The following is a 14232-nucleotide window of genomic DNA, read 5'->3' as shown; positions in this document are numbered from 1 at the left end:
GCGCGAGGGTGTCATTAACCGCACCAAGCTGAGCCTGCCGGAAGCTTGCATCAGCAATGGCCATACGCTGTTTGCGCGTGGTGGCATCGAGGACGTTCGACCGGATCAGCCCTTCTATCGCCCTGTAGGCACCGAGCTCAGGCGCACCGATTCCCAGGACGCCAATTGAGACGATCGGGTTTTCCGGCGTCGATTGCTGCCAGGCCTCAGCGGCCGAGAGGCCAACATTGGCGTAAGACGCTTGCAGACCCTTATTGTTCAGCAACGCAACCTGAACCGCCGTATCGGCCGAGATCGTCTTCTGATGCACCATGCTGTGCACCTGTTTCTTGAGAGCTTCGTTTTCGGCCTGCGTTTCCGCAAACACGGTCCGTTTGCCGATCGCTGGCGTGATCTGGCTGGCCACATTGGCAAAACCGGCCTTCGGTTCGGTGTAGCTTCCCGGTACTGCGGTTGCGCAGGCACCCAAGAAAAGTGGCAAGCCAAGAACCAGCGGAATCTTAGATACCCGCATCAGTTGCCCTCCGTCTGCTCTTGATTGACAGACCGCCAATCACGGGGGCCGGTCGGACCACGATAGGTGTAGCCAGCCAATGGATCTTGATAGCTGATCGGAGACGAAACGGTCGCGTTGACGACAGCCTGTTGTGTCGCAACGGAGGGCAAAGGGGTAGGCTCATAGGCGCATGCGCCAAGCCCGAGGGCCGAAGCCCCCATAAGTAGATGAATTTTCATGAAGGTATCCTGATTGATGAACGATGTCTCACGCAGAGTCTGCGCAAGGCTCACACCCGGATTGGGCGCCGTTTCAGATCAGGAATCGAGGGGGCCGCAGAAACCCTGATGTTTCGACGGAATGCGTCTGACCGCTCAGGATCATATATTCTTTCGCAGCAATAGGATCCGGGAATACCAAGTCTGCGTCTGGAATGACGACAGAAATGCATATTCCGTTACAACACTGAGTTGATTGATGCTCTGTTTCACCCATGTCGGAGGATATGTCATCCACGTCAACTGTCGCCGGGTGTTTCATGTGGTCGGCGTGGATATCAGTTCCCTGACCAACAGTCGGTTCGCTGAGAAGGGCGCTGATCGATCCAGAATGCTGACCATCATGCATTCCCGAGGCCGCGTGTGCCGCAGAAGGTGGAGACAGAACCAGCGCCAACGCAAAAGCGAAGCAAGTGAGGAATTTCACCCATACCGAAGTGGCGACACGCATTCTCATGAACGGAAACTTGGACGTTTTGACAAATTAGTCAACGCTTACAGCGCGGGAAGGTTTGGCACATTCTAGCGAGGCAGGCGAATTCTCGCTGCAAGCGCTCAAAACTGTTGCGCAATAGGTACATAGCAACGTTCACCATTCAGACAGAAGACGCGAAAATGGCAGGGAGTATTTCAATAATGACTGGAATTGACGGGACTAAGTCAGTCTTTCCGATCCGTAGCCCGCATCGTGAATCGCTGCCTTCAGAGCGCTTTCATCCAATGCGCTATCTACCTCGACGGAACGCGCAGTCAGGTCAAAGGTGACAGTCGCATGTGGGTCTATCGTCACAATGGCCTTCTTTATCGACGCGGTGCAATGTCCGCAGTTCATGTCCGGCACGCTGAACCTGATCATCACGATCTCCTTCTTACTGCTGCCATCTACGCCGTTCCCCTATGGGAAGGTCAATGCCCGAAAAAATTTCTCGATGCACCTGTTGACCTTCCAGCGAATGGAACCCTTATCTCTCGGAGGATCAGAATCAGGAGATTTCCATGTCCGGTCCGCACAACGTCCGAATTTCCCTTCAAAACATGTCCTGCGCCTCTTGCGTTGGGCGGGTGGAGCGTGGGCTTTCCGGCCTGCCGGGTGTCAGCGACGTTCGCGTCAACCTCGCCAGCGAGACGGCCCAGGCGCAGATCGACGGGCCGGAGCGCATCTCGGACATCGTCGAGAAGTTGGAAGAGATCGGCTATCCCGTCCGGACTCAGAGCGTTCGTCTGAACGTGGCCTCCATGTCCTGCGCGTCCTGCGTCGGGCGGGTGGACAAGGCGCTGGCGGCGATGCCGGGCGTGCTGGACGTGAACGTCAATCTGGCCTCGGAAACCGCCACGGTGACTTATCTCGAAGGCGCGGTCGTGGTCGCCGACCTGCTCAAGGCGGCGGTTGACGCAGGCTATCCCGCGACCCTGCCGCAGGACAGCGCGCCGGAAGACACGAGTGCCCGCAAGGATGAAGAGGCGCGCAGGCTGGCCCGCAGGACCGCTATGGCGGCGGCCCTCGCCCTGCCGGTGTTCCTGCTGGAAATGGGCGCGCACCTGATCCCCGGGATGCATGGCCTGATCGGCGAAACCATTGGCCACCGGGCCAGCTGGCTGATCCAGTTCGGTCTGACCACCGTGGTCCTGTTCTGGCCGGGGCGCAGCTTCTACACGCTCGGGTTTCCCGCGCTGCTCAAGGGCGCACCGGACATGAACAGCCTTGTCGCTGTCGGCACCTCGGCGGCCTATCTCTATTCCCTCGTGGCGCTCTTCGCGCCCGCGCTGCTGCCCGAAGGGTCGCGCGCGGTCTATTTCGAGGCGGCGGCGGTCATTGTCGTGCTGATCCTGCTGGGCCGCTGGCTGGAAGCCCGCGCAAAGGGCCGGACCGGGGCCGCGATCCAGAAGCTGCTAGGCCTTCAGGCCAAGACCGCACGAGTGGTGGTGGGCGGAGAGCCGCAGGACGTGGCTATCGAACGTATCACTGCGGGCGACATCCTGTTGGTGCGTCCCGGAGAGCGGATCGCGGTGGACGGCGAGGTGACCGAAGGCAGCGCGCGTGTCGATGAGAGCATGATCACCGGCGAACCGGTGCCGGTTGCCAAGTCGGTGGGCGACCCCGTCACAGGCGGGACGGTCAACGGCTCCGGTGCCTTTCGGTTCCGCGCGACGCGCGTGGGGGCGGATACGACGCTGGCCCGGATCATCCGCATGGTCGAAGAGGCGCAGGGGGCGAAGTTGCCGATCCAGGGGCTGGTCGACCGGATCACTCTGTGGTTTGTGCCCGCGGTCATGGCTTTTGCCGCCCTGACCGTCTTGGTCTGGCTGCTGGCCGGGCCGTCACCCGCCCTGTCCTTTGCGATGGTCGCCGGTGTTTCGGTCCTGATCATCGCCTGCCCCTGCGCGATGGGGCTGGCCACGCCGACCTCGATCATGGTGGGCACAGGGCGCGCCGCCGAAATGGGCGTGCTGTTCCGCAAGGGCGATGCGCTGCAACAGCTTTCGACAGTGGATGTGGTGGCGCTGGACAAGACCGGCACGGTGACCGAAGGCCGCCCCGAGCTGACCGATCTGGTGCTGGCCGACGGCTTTGACCGCGCCGAGGTGCTGGCGCTGATCGCGGCGGTCGAGGCGCAGTCGGAACATCCCATCGCCGAGGCCATCCTGCGGGCGGCGGAGGCCGAGGGCGTTGCCCGTCACGACGCGCAGAAATTCACCTCCATCACCGGCTACGGTGTCCGGGCAGAGGTTTCGGGCCATGACGTCCTGGTGGGGGCCGACCGTTTGATGACGCACGAAGGGCTGGACATCGGTGCGTTGGCCGACGAAGAGCGCCGCCTGGCCGAACGGGGCCGCACCGCGCTTTACGCCGCCATCGACGGACGCGTTGCCGCCGTCATCGCCGTGGCCGATCCGGTGAAGCCGTCCAGCGCGGCCGCCATCCGGGCGCTGCACGATCTTGGCCTGAAGGTCGCCATGATCACCGGCGACAAGCGCGAGACGGCAGAAGCCATCGCGCGGGAGACGGGCATCGACCATGTGATCGCGGGTGTGCTGCCGGATGGCAAGGTCGCGGCATTGGACGATCTGCGCGGCACGGGCCAGCACATCGCCTTTGTCGGCGACGGCATCAACGATGCGCCCGCGCTTGCCCATGCGGACGTGGGCATCGCCATCGGCACCGGCACCGACGTCGCCATCGAATCGGCCGACGTGGTGCTGATGTCGGGCGATCTGCGCGGCGTGGTCAACGCGCTGGAAGTGTCGCGGCGTACGATGCGCAACATCCGCCAGAACCTGTTCTGGGCCTTCGGCTATAACGTAGCCCTCATTCCGGTGGCGGCGGGACTGCTCTACCCGGTGTCGGGCCTGCTGCTGTCGCCGGTGCTGGCGGCTGGGGCAATGGCGCTCAGCTCGGTCTTCGTACTGACGAACGCGCTGCGCCTGCGCCGTGTCCGCCCGGCGATGGACGAGGCGGCGAAGGCCGTGACCGACCCCCGCCTGTCCGCCGTTCCGGCTGAATGAAAACAAGGAGAAGACGATCATGAATATCGGAGACGTGGCCGACCTGTCCGGCCTTCCCGCGAAGACCATCCGCTACTACGAGGACATCGGCCTGGTCGAGCCGCTACGCAGTGCCAACGGCTATCGAAGCTTTCGGCAGAGCGATGTGCACAAGCTGGCGTTTCTCGGGAGGGCGCGCGCGCTTGGCTTTACCATCGAGGATTGCCGGAGCCTGCTGAAGCTCTATGCCGATACCGACCGGGCCAGCGCCGAGGTCAAGCAGATCGCCGAAGAACATCTCGACCGGATCGATCGCAAGATTACGGAGTTGACTGAGATGCGCGCAACTCTATCGCACCTTGTCGATGCCTGTGCAGGTGACCACCGCCCCGATTGTCCGATCCTGGCCGATCTGGCGATGGATGAGAAATCGCCTTCGGCCACCAAAGCCGCAATCTGACGACACTCCAAAAACTTGGCGCGGCAGCGACGCCGCTATCTTGGGAACGGATTTTCGGAACATTCCAGCGCAGGAAAGTTGTTCTGTCCTCAGCTTTCACAATTTCGGGAGAGGAGGATTCCATGTCCTACGGCCGCTTTTTCGCGATGATCGCCACATCTACCGTCGTCATGTTCGGTCTGATGTATCTCAACACCTATCTCTGGACGCATGTGTTCTGGTCCGAAACGCGGGCCTACATGGCCCTGCTGATGGGGGCCACCATGGCGATCATCATGCTGGGCTACATGCTGTCGATGTACTCAAGCAAGATGGTCAACGCCGCGATCTTTGTCGGTGCCGCTGTGGTCTTTGCCGCGTCGCTATGGCTGGTGCGCAGCCAGGTGACGGTCGGCGACACCAACTACATGCGCGCGATGATCCCCCACCATTCCATCGCGATCATGACCTCCAGCCGCGCCAATATCTCCGACCCGCGCGTGCGCAAGCTGGCGGATGAGATCATCTATGCGCAGGACAAGGAAATCGCCGAGATGCGTTATCTGGTGAACGACATCGCCGCCAACGGTGACGCCCCGGCGCAGGCAGACAGCGGGCCGGCACAGATCGTGAGCCTCGACGAGGCGCTCTCCACTGCGGAGATCGCCATCCTCGATCTGGAATTCCTGACCCGGGAGGACATCGCACAACTCTTTCCCGCCGGTGCGGAATGCACATTCACCTACACCACCAGCAGCAAGCCCGCTCTGGCGATTGGTGGCGTGGATGGCGGCAGCGTGGCCCTTGCCAAGATCAGCGGCGATCTGGTGCGGCTGAAGGTCGGCGACGCCGGAACCATCTGGGGCACGGAAGGCATGACAGTGGCGCTGAGCGCGCCGAGCGGACCCGGCATATTGGACGCAAATAGTGGCGAAATGCAGGACGCCGATCTCGTTCTCGAACTTGGGTCCGGTCTGCGTGCAGGGTATCGCGGATATTACGGTTGCGGTGCCTGAACCAGAAACTGGAGGAAACACCATGCCGAAAGGCGCATCGAAATCAGCCCAACTCTACCGGATGGTCATGCCGGATCATCTTTGCCCTTATGGTCTCAAGTCCAAAGACCTGCTCGAACGGGAAGGGTACGAGGTCGAGGATCATCACCTGACGACACGCGAGGAAACAGACGCCTTCATGGATGAACATGGTGTCGAAACCACGCCGCAAACGTGGATCGGCGATGAGCGGATCGGCGGCTATGACGATCTGCGGGTGCATTTCGGCCTCGACGCGCCGGAAAGCGAACGCTCGGACACCGCCTACCAGCCGGTGATCGCGATCTTTGCCGTCGCGTTTCTGATGGCGCTCGGCCTGTCATGGTACAGCTTTGGAACCATCCTCAGCCTGCGCGCGCTGGAATGGTTCGTCTCGATCTCGATGTGCTTGCTTGCAGTGCAGAAGCTTCAGGATGTCGAGAGCTTTTCGACCATGTTCCTGAATTACGACCTGCTGGCGCGCCGCTGGGTGCGCTACGGCTATCTCTATCCCTTCGGAGAGGCCTTCGCCGGTATCCTCATGGTCGCCGGGGCGCTCACCTGGCTGTCGGCACCCGTGGCCTTGTTCATCGGCACCGTCGGCGCGGTTTCGGTCTTCAAGGCCGTGTACATCGACAAGCGCGAGTTGAAATGCGCCTGCGTCGGGGGCGACAGCAACGTGCCACTAGGGTTCGTCTCGCTCACCGAGAACCTGATGATGATGGTCATGGGTATCTGGATGCCGATCCGGGTCTACCTGATCGGCTGACGGCCCCGCGACCTCTACAGAGGCGCGGCGTGTACGACCTTTTTGACTGGTGGAGATGATCCCCACTTACCAGCCATCGCGCCAAGAGCTGGTTCGAAGTTCGTCAGCCGATCGTCGCGAGAAAGGGAAACGTCCCCAGAAGCCAATAGGCAAAACGGGACAGCTGACCAGTCATGATGGCAATGCCCATGATGATCATGGCGACGCCCGCGCCCTTGTAGAGCCAGCGACCGGCCTTGCCGATTTGTCTGACCCGCGCGGCGATGGCGTCGGTGAACAGCGCAGCCAGCAGGAAAGGCACCCCCAGTCCAGCGGAATAGATCGACAGCAGCCAGATGCCGTCCGACATGCCGCCGGACGTCGAACTGAGTGTCAGGATCGCGCCGAGGATCGGTCCTATACAGGGTGTCCAGCCAAAGGCGAAGGCCAGTCCCAGCACGTAGGCCCCAAACGGGCGACCGCCGGGAATGTCGAGATTGAAACGGGTATCGCGCGAGAACGTCTCCAGACGAAAGACACCCAGCATGACCAGTCCGAACAGAATGATGATCGCGCCGCCGAGAAAGTTGAGCTCGGAGCGCCATGTCAGCAGCAGGGATCCGAGCGCGCTGGCCCCGGCCCCGAGGGCGACGAAGACCGTCGAAAAGCCCAGGACAAAGCAGGCACTCAACCCGAGCGCCCCGGCGCGCGCCCGCATGCCGACCGACCGCGTCGTGCGCAAACCCGGCTGACCCGCGATATAGGATACGTAGCCCGGCACCAGCGGCAGGACGCAGGGTGACAGGAAAGAGATGGCTCCCGACAGGAATGCCGCGAAAATGCCGATGCCGGAAATATCCATCATACATCACGCTCGGTGCTGAAGGGCCACACGGCCCACCAGAACGCGACCAGCGGGACCACCATCCATTGCAAAACAGGTGACAGGCCCGCATCGAGGATCGGAATGATCGGCATCAGGTCCGAATAGGCCCATGCCTCACGGATCACGATGTTGAGCCATTCACTGAACAGCGTGTATCCCAGCCCGAACACCACCGTCAGGACGGTCACAGACCGCCGCGTGGAGGCGACCAGAGGCCAGCCCTGGCCCGTCAGCATGAGGGCAAGCATCAGCGCGCTCATGGCGATCAGGATATCGCCACCCGTGCAATGGACGGCTGCGAAAACGATCTCACCCCAAGTGCCCTCGTTCCAGATCGTGTAGAGCGGCATATGCGCGAACTCCCAGAACAAGTTGGCCGGGATGATCACCGCAAAATACCGACGCAGAGCTGTCAGGGAAATTCCGTCTGTTAAGGACAGCCTGACGCCAGTCGCGACGACACTCATTGAAACACACCTGTCAGCCGGTCCCACCAGCTGAGCTCCCGGCGTCGATGCTGGGCATTGTTGATCAACTCGCTGACATAGAGGATCAGGTTCACGTTCTTGAACTCCATGCCATGGAATTTTGCGGCGAACCGCCCACCGATATCCAAGACATGAGTGACTGCCCCGTGCATCATCATGTCGCTGTCGGCGGTCATCGTGAACTCAAGCCCATAGTCCCGCGCCAGAAGGCGCGTGGTGTCTTCAGCCTGATCGGGCTGCTTGGTCAAAATGACCCAGTTGCTTTGATCGAACCCATGCCGATCCGCGTAATCGCGCAGCACGTCCGGCGTGTCGTTCACCGGATCGGTCGTGATCGAGATGAACTGCACTAAATCCTTCATCGGCCCGTCGTTGATCGAGGCCTGTATGGCCGCGATCTTTTGGGAGTGGAGCGGGCAGACATCCGGGCAGTTGGCGTAGATGAAGTGCAGGATGACCACCTTGTCGCTAAAATCCGACAAGCGCACGGGATTCCCCTCGGAATCCTGCAGCTCGAAACCCGGAGCCTGCGCTGCATCGATGGCTTGGAAGTAGGGCTCCATCTCGAACATGCGCGCATCCAGGTTTTCACCCGGATGATCGGCGAAGGCCGGAGACGAAATCGTGGTCACAAGTATCGCCAAAGCGGCGCGTCGTGTTAGTGCTGTCAATTCTTGAATCCTTCAAAACTTTTGCCTGCCGATCCGTAGACCGACAGGCACTTTCGGCAATTTAGCCGTCAGAATTTGGCGAAGGCATCATGCCGCCGTCCATATTCTCGGTCATGGACGCCATCATCTCGGTGCAGGCTTCCATCATGGGCTTCATTTCGGTCATCATCTTCATCATGTCCATCATGTCGCCGTCCATCATGCCGCCTTGCATGGCCCCCTCATTCTGCATCATTTCGCCCGTTTCCGGCGTGGTCTGTTCTTGGGCGCTGACGGCAAATGCACTTGCGGTAAGGGCCGTTGCGACGACGAAGGTTTTAAATGCTTTTCTCATGGTTTTCTCCTTGGGTTGGTTGGTCGTGTGGTTATTGAAAGAGCTCAGTCGGGAGACGCCCCCTCCGGCGATTTGGAGCAGCCCTTTCCAGACCCGCCCTTCATGCACAGACCCAAGCCGCACATCGCGGCACAGGGGGCCAGCGAGACCAGAACAGGCGCGAGCCCGATCGCGGTGAGCCATCCCCAGTTCAAGGCCATGCCGCCCCCCATCACAGTTGCCGCACCGACGAACAGCAATCGTCTGCGCGTCAACCACCGGGGCCAATTTCCTGCGCTTTCGATGTTGGCGGCACCCGCAATGTTGGAAGGTGATATTTCGGTCATCCGGAAAGTCCTTTCGATGATTAAAAGCTAGTCATTCCAGTAACTGGAAGGTCAAGGGTGAGCAGTGGACTTTTGCTGGAATTCATTCAATAAAGCTTCGCAAAAAGGACACCATCTCGGGATCATCCCATTCGGCCGGGCCGACCAGTCGCCCGAGCTCCCGCCCCTGCGCGTCGATCAGGATCGTCGTCGGCAGGCCAACGGTGCGCAGCGCGGTCATCGAAAGCATGGTCTGGTCGACATACATATTGAGATTGGTGACACCGATCTCGTCGTAGAAACGCCGAACGATTTGTGATCCGGCCCGGTCGATGGAAAGGGCAACCACTTCGAAGTCGTCGCCGCCAAGTTCCGCCTGAAGCGCATCGAGCGTCGGCATCTCTTCTCGGCAGGGGACGCACCAGGTTGCCCAGACATTCACGAGGATCACCTTGCCGCGAAAATCTTCCATGTCTCCGCGGCTGCCGTCATCTTTCTCGTAGCGCACATTGGCGACAGGCTGCGGGGTGTCGTGAAGTGCAAACCCTTGCGGTGTCGCGAAAGCCGCGCCGACGGACAGTGCCCAGGCGATCAGCGCCGGTTTCAGATTTTTCATGGCGTTTTCTCCTTGGCGGATTGGGTTTTGTGGTCACGGACGATCGGCAGCAGCGTTTCCTGCAGGATTGCTCGTGTGATCGGACCAACATGGCGGTAGGCGATGGTGCCGTCGGGCGCGATGACGTAGGTTTCGGGCACGCCATAGACGCCCCATTCGATACCGGCGCGTCCGTTGATGTCGGCCCCGATGCGCGCGTAGGGATCACCCAACTCGTCGAGCCAGGCGCGCGCCTGATCGGGCGGGTCCTTGTAGTTGATTCCGTAGAGCGGCACCTCACCGGTTGCGCTCAACTCCATGAACAGCGGATGTTCGGCACGGCAGGGCACACACCACGAGGCAAAGACGTTCACCAGCGAGACATGGCCGATCAGGTCCTGCGTCGAAAGACCTTCTTCGCGGCCGAGCACCGGGGGCAGCGCGAAGTCGGGCACGGGTTTACCGAGAAGTGCCGACGGCAAGTCGTCGCCACCCCAAAAAAGCCCCCAACTGAACAGGACCATGAGGGCAAAAGCTATCAGCGGCACCAGCACGAACCCGGAGATTCTGCGTCGCGACACAGGGTCGGCATTTCTCTCGACCTCTTCCGTCATGGCTGCGCCTGCTCATCGGCAAGGGATCGGCTTTCCTGCGACGCGCGGATCCGGTTGGGCCATGTGCTCTTGATGTAGTCGATGATCGCCGTGATCTCATCGTCTGTCAGCACATCCTCATATCCGGGCATGTCGCTTTCGTACCCGTTCCCGACAATCGCCGCCGGTCCGCGTTTCACGATGTCGAACAATACGCGGTCGGGGTGATGCCAGGTATGGCCGGAGGCGTCGTGCGGTGGGGCAGGCAACCTTCCGTTCGGCAATCTGGAGCGCCAATCTAGCTGCCCCTCTAGGTTCGCCCCATGGCAACTGGCGCAATTCTCTTGATAGAGGCGCTCACCCATGCGCACGTCGCTCTGCGCCGCAACCGGCAAAACCGTTGTGGCGAGCAGGACAGCCGAGAGCCTAATCGTGTTTTTCACTAAGTTTCCGCCTTCTTGTTACGAGCCACCTACAGAGGACGATGAGTGCCGCGAGCGACGACAGGACAAGCAGGACGCAAAGCGCCCAGACCAACCCCATCGACAACAGGCTGTCGCCGCTGCTGGCACCCTCAATCCGCATTCTGGCACATTTCTATTTTCCGCTGTCCGAACGGATGTATTTGACCAAGGCGATCGCCGCGAGCACCAGCACACCCACGATCAGCAACCAGACGAGGCCCATCGCAATCATCATGCCGCCGCCCATCATTCCACCGTCCATCATCATGCATTCCATCCTTTGTTTTCCCTTGAAACCGGTCTGGCACGGGTTCGCACCAGACCGCGCGATTGATCATTCGACCGAATATACGGTCGGGCTCAGACCTTCCTCGACGGTGTAAATCTTGAAGGGCTCCTGTTTCGCGCCGCCCATACCCGGCGACCCCAATGGCATGCCGGGAAGAGTCACACCGGCAATTTCCGGGCGCTCTTCCAGCAGCCTGTTGACGACATCAATCGGCACGTGGCCGCTGATGACGTAATCGTCCAAAAAGCCTGTATGGCAGCCTTGGAAGTCATCCGGGATGCCCGCATCGCGGCTGATCTGCGCCAGATCGTGGGTCGGCTTCACCTCCACCGTGAAACCGTTCTCGCGCAGATAGTCCGCGTAACCCTCGCAACATCCGCATTGTGGGTTCTTGTAGAGCGTGACCTCCTGCGCCGCGGCAGGCGCGGCAGTCAGGCTCATCGCAAGGACGGCGACGGCACCTGCCGTGCCGAGGCTGGCAAATCCAAGTATCTTCTTTATCGGTTCATTCATTTTCATGGTCCTAAGTGTGTGAGTTTCAGGTTTTGGTCGTGCCAGGTTCGACACGGATGACGCCCATCATGCCCGCCGCCTGGTGTTCCAGAATGTGGCAATGGAACATCCAGTCACCGGGATTGTCCGCGGCGAAGGCGATCTCGACCCGTTCTTCGGGTGCCATCAGGACGGTGTCCTGCCATTCGCGATACCGAGTCGGTTGTCCGTTGCGGGCGATCACACGGAACGAATGCCCATGAAAATGGATCGGATGGTGCCAGGCGGTGCGATTATCCATCTCGAACACATGCGATGTGCCGAGCGGCAGGACCAGCAAGGGGTCCATCATGTGACCCGTCGCGGCTTCGCCGTTGATGAACCACATGTTTCCTTCGCGCATCTGGCCCATCATTGACCCCATGCCGCCGCCCATCATCATCTGCCCCATCATTCCGCCGTTGAAGACGATCTGATGTCGCGCGGCCGACGCCATGTCCGGTTCCGCCAGCGGGTTGGGCGGCAGGTCCATCGGCCAATCCGGTACACTGTCCCGCAACTTGTCCGGCCCGTAGGCGAGATCGACCAGACGGTATTCGAGACCCTCGTAGAAGGCATCGGTGACCGTGACGACTTCTCCGGGTTTGCCGGTCATGTCGATCACTAGATCGACACGCATGGCAGGGCCGATCACAACGATATCGCCATCTGGTGCATGAGGGGTCACGGGTTGGCCATCCAGCGCGACGACGACTGGTTCAAAATCTCCAAAATCCAGCCCGAATATCCGCGCGTTCGCCGCGTTGATTAGCCGCAAGCGGATGCGTTCACCGGATTGCACCGCGATGCGTTCGGGTATCTGGCCGTTGATGGTCACGGAATTGCCGATACGACCGCCGTGCATCGCGTCGTGGCGGTTGTCGAAGTCATCCGACAACTGCCCCGCCCGCGTCATGCGCCAGTCGTCCAGCATCCAGGTCAGGTCACGATCCACGCGGATCGGGTCCACCTCCTCGACGATCAGCGGCCCGTAGAGTCCACGTCCGACCTGTTCCGAACTGCGCTGGTGCGGGTGATACCAGAACGTGCCCGCATCCAGTGCATCGAATTCGTACAGGAAATCGCCATCAACCGGGATCGGGTCCTGCGTGAGGAACGGCACTCCGTCCATCGCATTGGGCGTGCGGATGCCATGCCAGTGGATTGTGGTCCCTTCATCTAACCCATTCTGAGCCAAAACCAGCACTCGGTCGCCCTGCCGGACCCTGATTTCAGGGCCGGGGACGGACCCGTTATAGCTCCAGACATTAGTCGGGCCGTATGGTGACGGGCGCAGGGCGGCCTGTCCGGATGCCGCGCGTAGGACGAATGGGTCCCCAGTTGGATCGGCCATCGCCATTCGTGCAGGTGACAGAGCGGATAGGGCTGTTAATGCGGCACCTGTGCGAAGCACGTGCCTTCGTGAAATCGGTCTGTGGAGGATCATCGCATTTGCCTTGATCTGAAAGGGTCGCACTCAGCCAGCTTCGGCCAAGGCAACAATTAGACCTCGCAGCAGGCGAGGCCGGTTTCAGGTTCAGACAGGCAGTTTGGGAGGGAATGGATCAAGCGACGGATTCGTGCCGAGTGAGATCAGAGGTTCGGCACCCCGGACGGCAGTACCAAAAGGCCTCGTGAGCCGCGCTGACGGCATATTGGCAAGGAGGCCAGAAGTACCGCTGGAGCCGCAAGGAACAGGACACCCACCTTCACAGGCAGTGCCCTCAGCAAATCCGGTGGGATAGCACCCGCCGCAACGGCCATCCGCGCTCTCGGAGGGGTCCATCTGCGCCATAGCCGTGACCGACATACTGGCCGACGACACATCCGGCGCAGTCACTGCACCGAAGGTCAGCATGAGAATCAAAACAAGGCGAAAAACGCGGAACATAAACAGTTTTTACAACCTTCCAGTAAGGGGAGGTCAAGCGATATTCTGTAACTTGGACGTGATGTCCCTGTAGCCTCACGATCTTGAGGCGGATGTCATTTCACTCGAATCGCACATCGGCACACAGTACCCGGTTAAAGTCGCTACGTAGTAGGTCCGGATCCGCCAGAAGCATTATTCCATATCCAATTCAGTTAGTCCTTTTCTTGCAGAATCGTTGGCTACCCGTCACGCGCCCACGCAAGTGCGGACTCGGTATCGCTGGATTCGAACCACTGCATCTCGGAGCCCGTCAGTAGGTTGACCACCCGTGCGCCCCATTCCATCCATCTACGTTCTCCGACAACCGCTATACGACGGAAATCGTTCACGTGGGCGGTGTCGATCTTCAGATCTTCCAAGATCGCCGAAGGCTCTTCGTAGCCCTCGAAACTTGTAAGGTCGAGAACCAGACCCGGATTATCGGTTGTTCCAAGACGTTCATGAAGCAGCGCGTGCATTTTCTTGAAGTCTGCCTCTGTCAACTTGCCTTCGCAGACGAGCCCGATGACATCATCATGCTCGGTCAGCGTTTCCTTGAACATTGGTCTTCTCCTTTTCACTTGCGTTGCCGTGATGACCTGCCCCCCGCGAAATCCCTCACCATGATGTAGAGTCTGCCCAACCCTGAAGGAGTAGACGAATGCGGAAGAGCCGTTTTACCGAGG

Annotated in this window: 18 protein-coding genes and 1 pseudogene; 4 read left to right on the top strand and 15 right to left on the bottom strand. The window is 60.3% G+C overall.

Going from position 1 to position 14232, the window contains the following annotated elements; genetic code table 11:
* The 3 genes and pseudogenes from CBB63_RS05820 to CBB63_RS05810 form a co-directional block, all read right to left on the bottom strand.
* Positions 1 to 514: pseudogene (locus CBB63_RS05820) on the bottom strand (TolC family protein); the annotation flags it as partial.
* A gap of 294 nt (positions 515 to 808) precedes the next feature.
* Positions 809 to 1231: a hypothetical protein gene (locus CBB63_RS05815; protein ID WP_114865733.1), complete on the bottom strand. Its 423-nt coding sequence runs from the start codon at positions 1229 to 1231 to the stop codon at positions 809 to 811.
* A 198-nt stretch (positions 1232 to 1429) separates the two neighbouring features.
* Positions 1430 to 1630 carry a heavy-metal-associated domain-containing protein gene (locus CBB63_RS05810; RefSeq protein ID WP_114865732.1) on the bottom strand — a complete coding sequence of 67 codons (201 nt, stop codon included), beginning with the start codon at positions 1628 to 1630 and terminating at the stop codon, positions 1430 to 1432.
* A gap of 140 nt (positions 1631 to 1770) precedes the next feature.
* Here CBB63_RS05810 and CBB63_RS05805 point away from each other — a divergent pair, with 140 nt between their 5' ends.
* The 4 genes from CBB63_RS05805 (at position 1771) to CBB63_RS05790 (ending at position 6499) form a co-directional block, all read left to right on the top strand.
* Complete coding sequence (locus CBB63_RS05805; protein ID WP_114865731.1) at positions 1771 to 4278, top strand: heavy metal translocating P-type ATPase; 2508 nt, start codon at positions 1771 to 1773, stop codon at positions 4276 to 4278.
* 19 nt (positions 4279 to 4297) lie between these two features.
* Positions 4298 to 4717, top strand: a complete 420-nt coding sequence (cueR, locus tag CBB63_RS05800) for a Cu(I)-responsive transcriptional regulator (protein ID WP_114865730.1) — start codon at positions 4298 to 4300, stop codon at positions 4715 to 4717.
* Between the two features lie 122 nt (positions 4718 to 4839).
* Positions 4840 to 5712 carry a DUF305 domain-containing protein gene (locus CBB63_RS05795; protein WP_114865729.1) on the top strand — a complete coding sequence of 291 codons (873 nt, stop codon included), beginning with the start codon at positions 4840 to 4842 and terminating at the stop codon, positions 5710 to 5712.
* A 22-nt stretch (positions 5713 to 5734) separates the two neighbouring features.
* Entirely contained in the window at positions 5735 to 6499 is a 765-nt protein-coding gene (locus CBB63_RS05790) for a MauE/DoxX family redox-associated membrane protein (RefSeq protein WP_174226642.1), read from the top strand.
* A gap of 103 nt (positions 6500 to 6602) precedes the next feature.
* On the opposite strand, the gene CBB63_RS05785 is transcribed toward CBB63_RS05790, so the two are convergent.
* From CBB63_RS05785 to CBB63_RS05730, 12 genes are all read right to left on the bottom strand, one after another.
* Entirely contained in the window at positions 6603 to 7343 is a 741-nt protein-coding gene (locus tag CBB63_RS05785) for a cytochrome c biogenesis CcdA family protein (protein WP_174226641.1), read from the bottom strand.
* Entirely contained in the window at positions 7340 to 7831 is a 492-nt protein-coding gene (locus CBB63_RS05780) for a hypothetical protein (RefSeq protein ID WP_051843822.1), read from the bottom strand. Before CBB63_RS05780 ends, CBB63_RS05785 begins: the two co-directional genes overlap by 4 nt.
* Positions 7828 to 8484 (bottom strand): SCO family protein, encoded by a 657-nt coding sequence (locus CBB63_RS05775; protein WP_286698475.1) that lies wholly within the window; start codon positions 8482 to 8484, stop codon positions 7828 to 7830. The genes CBB63_RS05780 and CBB63_RS05775 overlap by 4 nt, the downstream gene beginning before the upstream one ends.
* Positions 8485 to 8584: 100 nt before the next feature.
* Complete coding sequence (locus tag CBB63_RS05770; protein WP_114865727.1) at positions 8585 to 8857, bottom strand: hypothetical protein; 273 nt, start codon at positions 8855 to 8857, stop codon at positions 8585 to 8587.
* 44 nt (positions 8858 to 8901) lie between these two features.
* Positions 8902 to 9183: a hypothetical protein gene (locus CBB63_RS05765; protein ID WP_037941737.1), complete on the bottom strand. Its 282-nt coding sequence runs from the start codon at positions 9181 to 9183 to the stop codon at positions 8902 to 8904.
* An 82-nt stretch (positions 9184 to 9265) separates the two neighbouring features.
* Positions 9266 to 9778 carry a TlpA family protein disulfide reductase gene (locus tag CBB63_RS05760; RefSeq protein WP_066010346.1) on the bottom strand — a complete coding sequence of 171 codons (513 nt, stop codon included), beginning with the start codon at positions 9776 to 9778 and terminating at the stop codon, positions 9266 to 9268.
* Positions 9775 to 10371: a DsbE family thiol:disulfide interchange protein gene (locus CBB63_RS05755; RefSeq protein ID WP_037941739.1), complete on the bottom strand. Its 597-nt coding sequence runs from the start codon at positions 10369 to 10371 to the stop codon at positions 9775 to 9777. Before CBB63_RS05755 ends, CBB63_RS05760 begins: the two co-directional genes overlap by 4 nt.
* A complete protein-coding gene (locus tag CBB63_RS05750) occupies positions 10368 to 10745 on the bottom strand; it encodes a c-type cytochrome (protein WP_240558221.1) in 378 nt (125 codons plus the stop codon). Before CBB63_RS05750 ends, CBB63_RS05755 begins: the two co-directional genes overlap by 4 nt.
* 202 nt (positions 10746 to 10947) lie before the next feature.
* A complete protein-coding gene (locus CBB63_RS05745; protein WP_009503829.1) occupies positions 10948 to 11082 on the bottom strand; it encodes a hypothetical protein in 135 nt (44 codons plus the stop codon).
* Between the two features lie 66 nt (positions 11083 to 11148).
* Entirely contained in the window at positions 11149 to 11616 is a 468-nt protein-coding gene (locus CBB63_RS05740; protein ID WP_286698474.1) for a DUF411 domain-containing protein, read from the bottom strand.
* A 25-nt stretch (positions 11617 to 11641) separates the two neighbouring features.
* Positions 11642 to 13081 carry a multicopper oxidase family protein gene (locus CBB63_RS05735; RefSeq protein WP_114865726.1) on the bottom strand — a complete coding sequence of 480 codons (1440 nt, stop codon included), beginning with the start codon at positions 13079 to 13081 and terminating at the stop codon, positions 11642 to 11644.
* Between the two features lie 665 nt (positions 13082 to 13746).
* Positions 13747 to 14109, bottom strand: coding sequence for a SpoIIAA family protein (locus CBB63_RS05730; RefSeq protein ID WP_114865724.1), 363 nt, complete (start codon positions 14107 to 14109; stop codon positions 13747 to 13749).
* Between the last annotated feature and the right edge of the window lie 123 nt (positions 14110 to 14232).

The organism is Sulfitobacter sp. TMED3, from assembly GCF_002167505.1.
Taxonomy (GTDB): Bacteria; Pseudomonadota; Alphaproteobacteria; order Rhodobacterales; family Rhodobacteraceae; genus Sulfitobacter; species Sulfitobacter pontiacus.
The sequence above is the reverse complement of the archived record's forward strand: the minus strand, read 5'-3'. Positions and strand labels throughout refer to the sequence as shown.

Bases quoted from the DNA above. Each gene is read 5' to 3' on its own strand.
- CBB63_RS05785 (WP_174226641.1), bottom strand. From the start codon at position 7,343: ATGATGGATATTTCCGGCATCGGCATTTTCGCGGCATTCCTGTCGGGA.
- CBB63_RS05745 (WP_009503829.1), bottom strand. From the start codon at position 11,082: ATGATGATGGACGGTGGAATGATGGGCGGCGGCATGATGATTGCGATG.
- CBB63_RS05815 (WP_114865733.1), bottom strand. From the start codon at position 1,231: ATGAGAATGCGTGTCGCCACTTCGGTATGGGTGAAATTCCTCACTTGC.
- cueR (WP_114865730.1), top strand. From the start codon at position 4,298: ATGAATATCGGAGACGTGGCCGACCTGTCCGGCCTTCCCGCGAAGACC.
- CBB63_RS05755 (WP_037941739.1), bottom strand. From the start codon at position 10,371: ATGACGGAAGAGGTCGAGAGAAATGCCGACCCTGTGTCGCGACGCAGA.
- CBB63_RS05735 (WP_114865726.1), bottom strand. From the start codon at position 13,081: ATGATCCTCCACAGACCGATTTCACGAAGGCACGTGCTTCGCACAGGT.
- CBB63_RS05810 (WP_114865732.1), bottom strand. From the start codon at position 1,630: ATGATCAGGTTCAGCGTGCCGGACATGAACTGCGGACATTGCACCGCG.
- CBB63_RS05765 (WP_037941737.1), bottom strand. From the start codon at position 9,183: ATGACCGAAATATCACCTTCCAACATTGCGGGTGCCGCCAACATCGAA.
- CBB63_RS05780 (WP_051843822.1), bottom strand. From the start codon at position 7,831: ATGAGTGTCGTCGCGACTGGCGTCAGGCTGTCCTTAACAGACGGAATT.
- CBB63_RS05760 (WP_066010346.1), bottom strand. From the start codon at position 9,778: ATGAAAAATCTGAAACCGGCGCTGATCGCCTGGGCACTGTCCGTCGGC.
- CBB63_RS05770 (WP_114865727.1), bottom strand. From the start codon at position 8,857: ATGAGAAAAGCATTTAAAACCTTCGTCGTCGCAACGGCCCTTACCGCA.
- CBB63_RS05790 (WP_174226642.1), top strand. From the start codon at position 5,735: ATGCCGAAAGGCGCATCGAAATCAGCCCAACTCTACCGGATGGTCATG.
- CBB63_RS05805 (WP_114865731.1), top strand. From the start codon at position 1,771: ATGTCCGGTCCGCACAACGTCCGAATTTCCCTTCAAAACATGTCCTGC.
- CBB63_RS05795 (WP_114865729.1), top strand. From the start codon at position 4,840: ATGTCCTACGGCCGCTTTTTCGCGATGATCGCCACATCTACCGTCGTC.
- CBB63_RS05740 (WP_286698474.1), bottom strand. From the start codon at position 11,616: ATGAATGAACCGATAAAGAAGATACTTGGATTTGCCAGCCTCGGCACG.
- CBB63_RS05730 (WP_114865724.1), bottom strand. From the start codon at position 14,109: ATGTTCAAGGAAACGCTGACCGAGCATGATGATGTCATCGGGCTCGTC.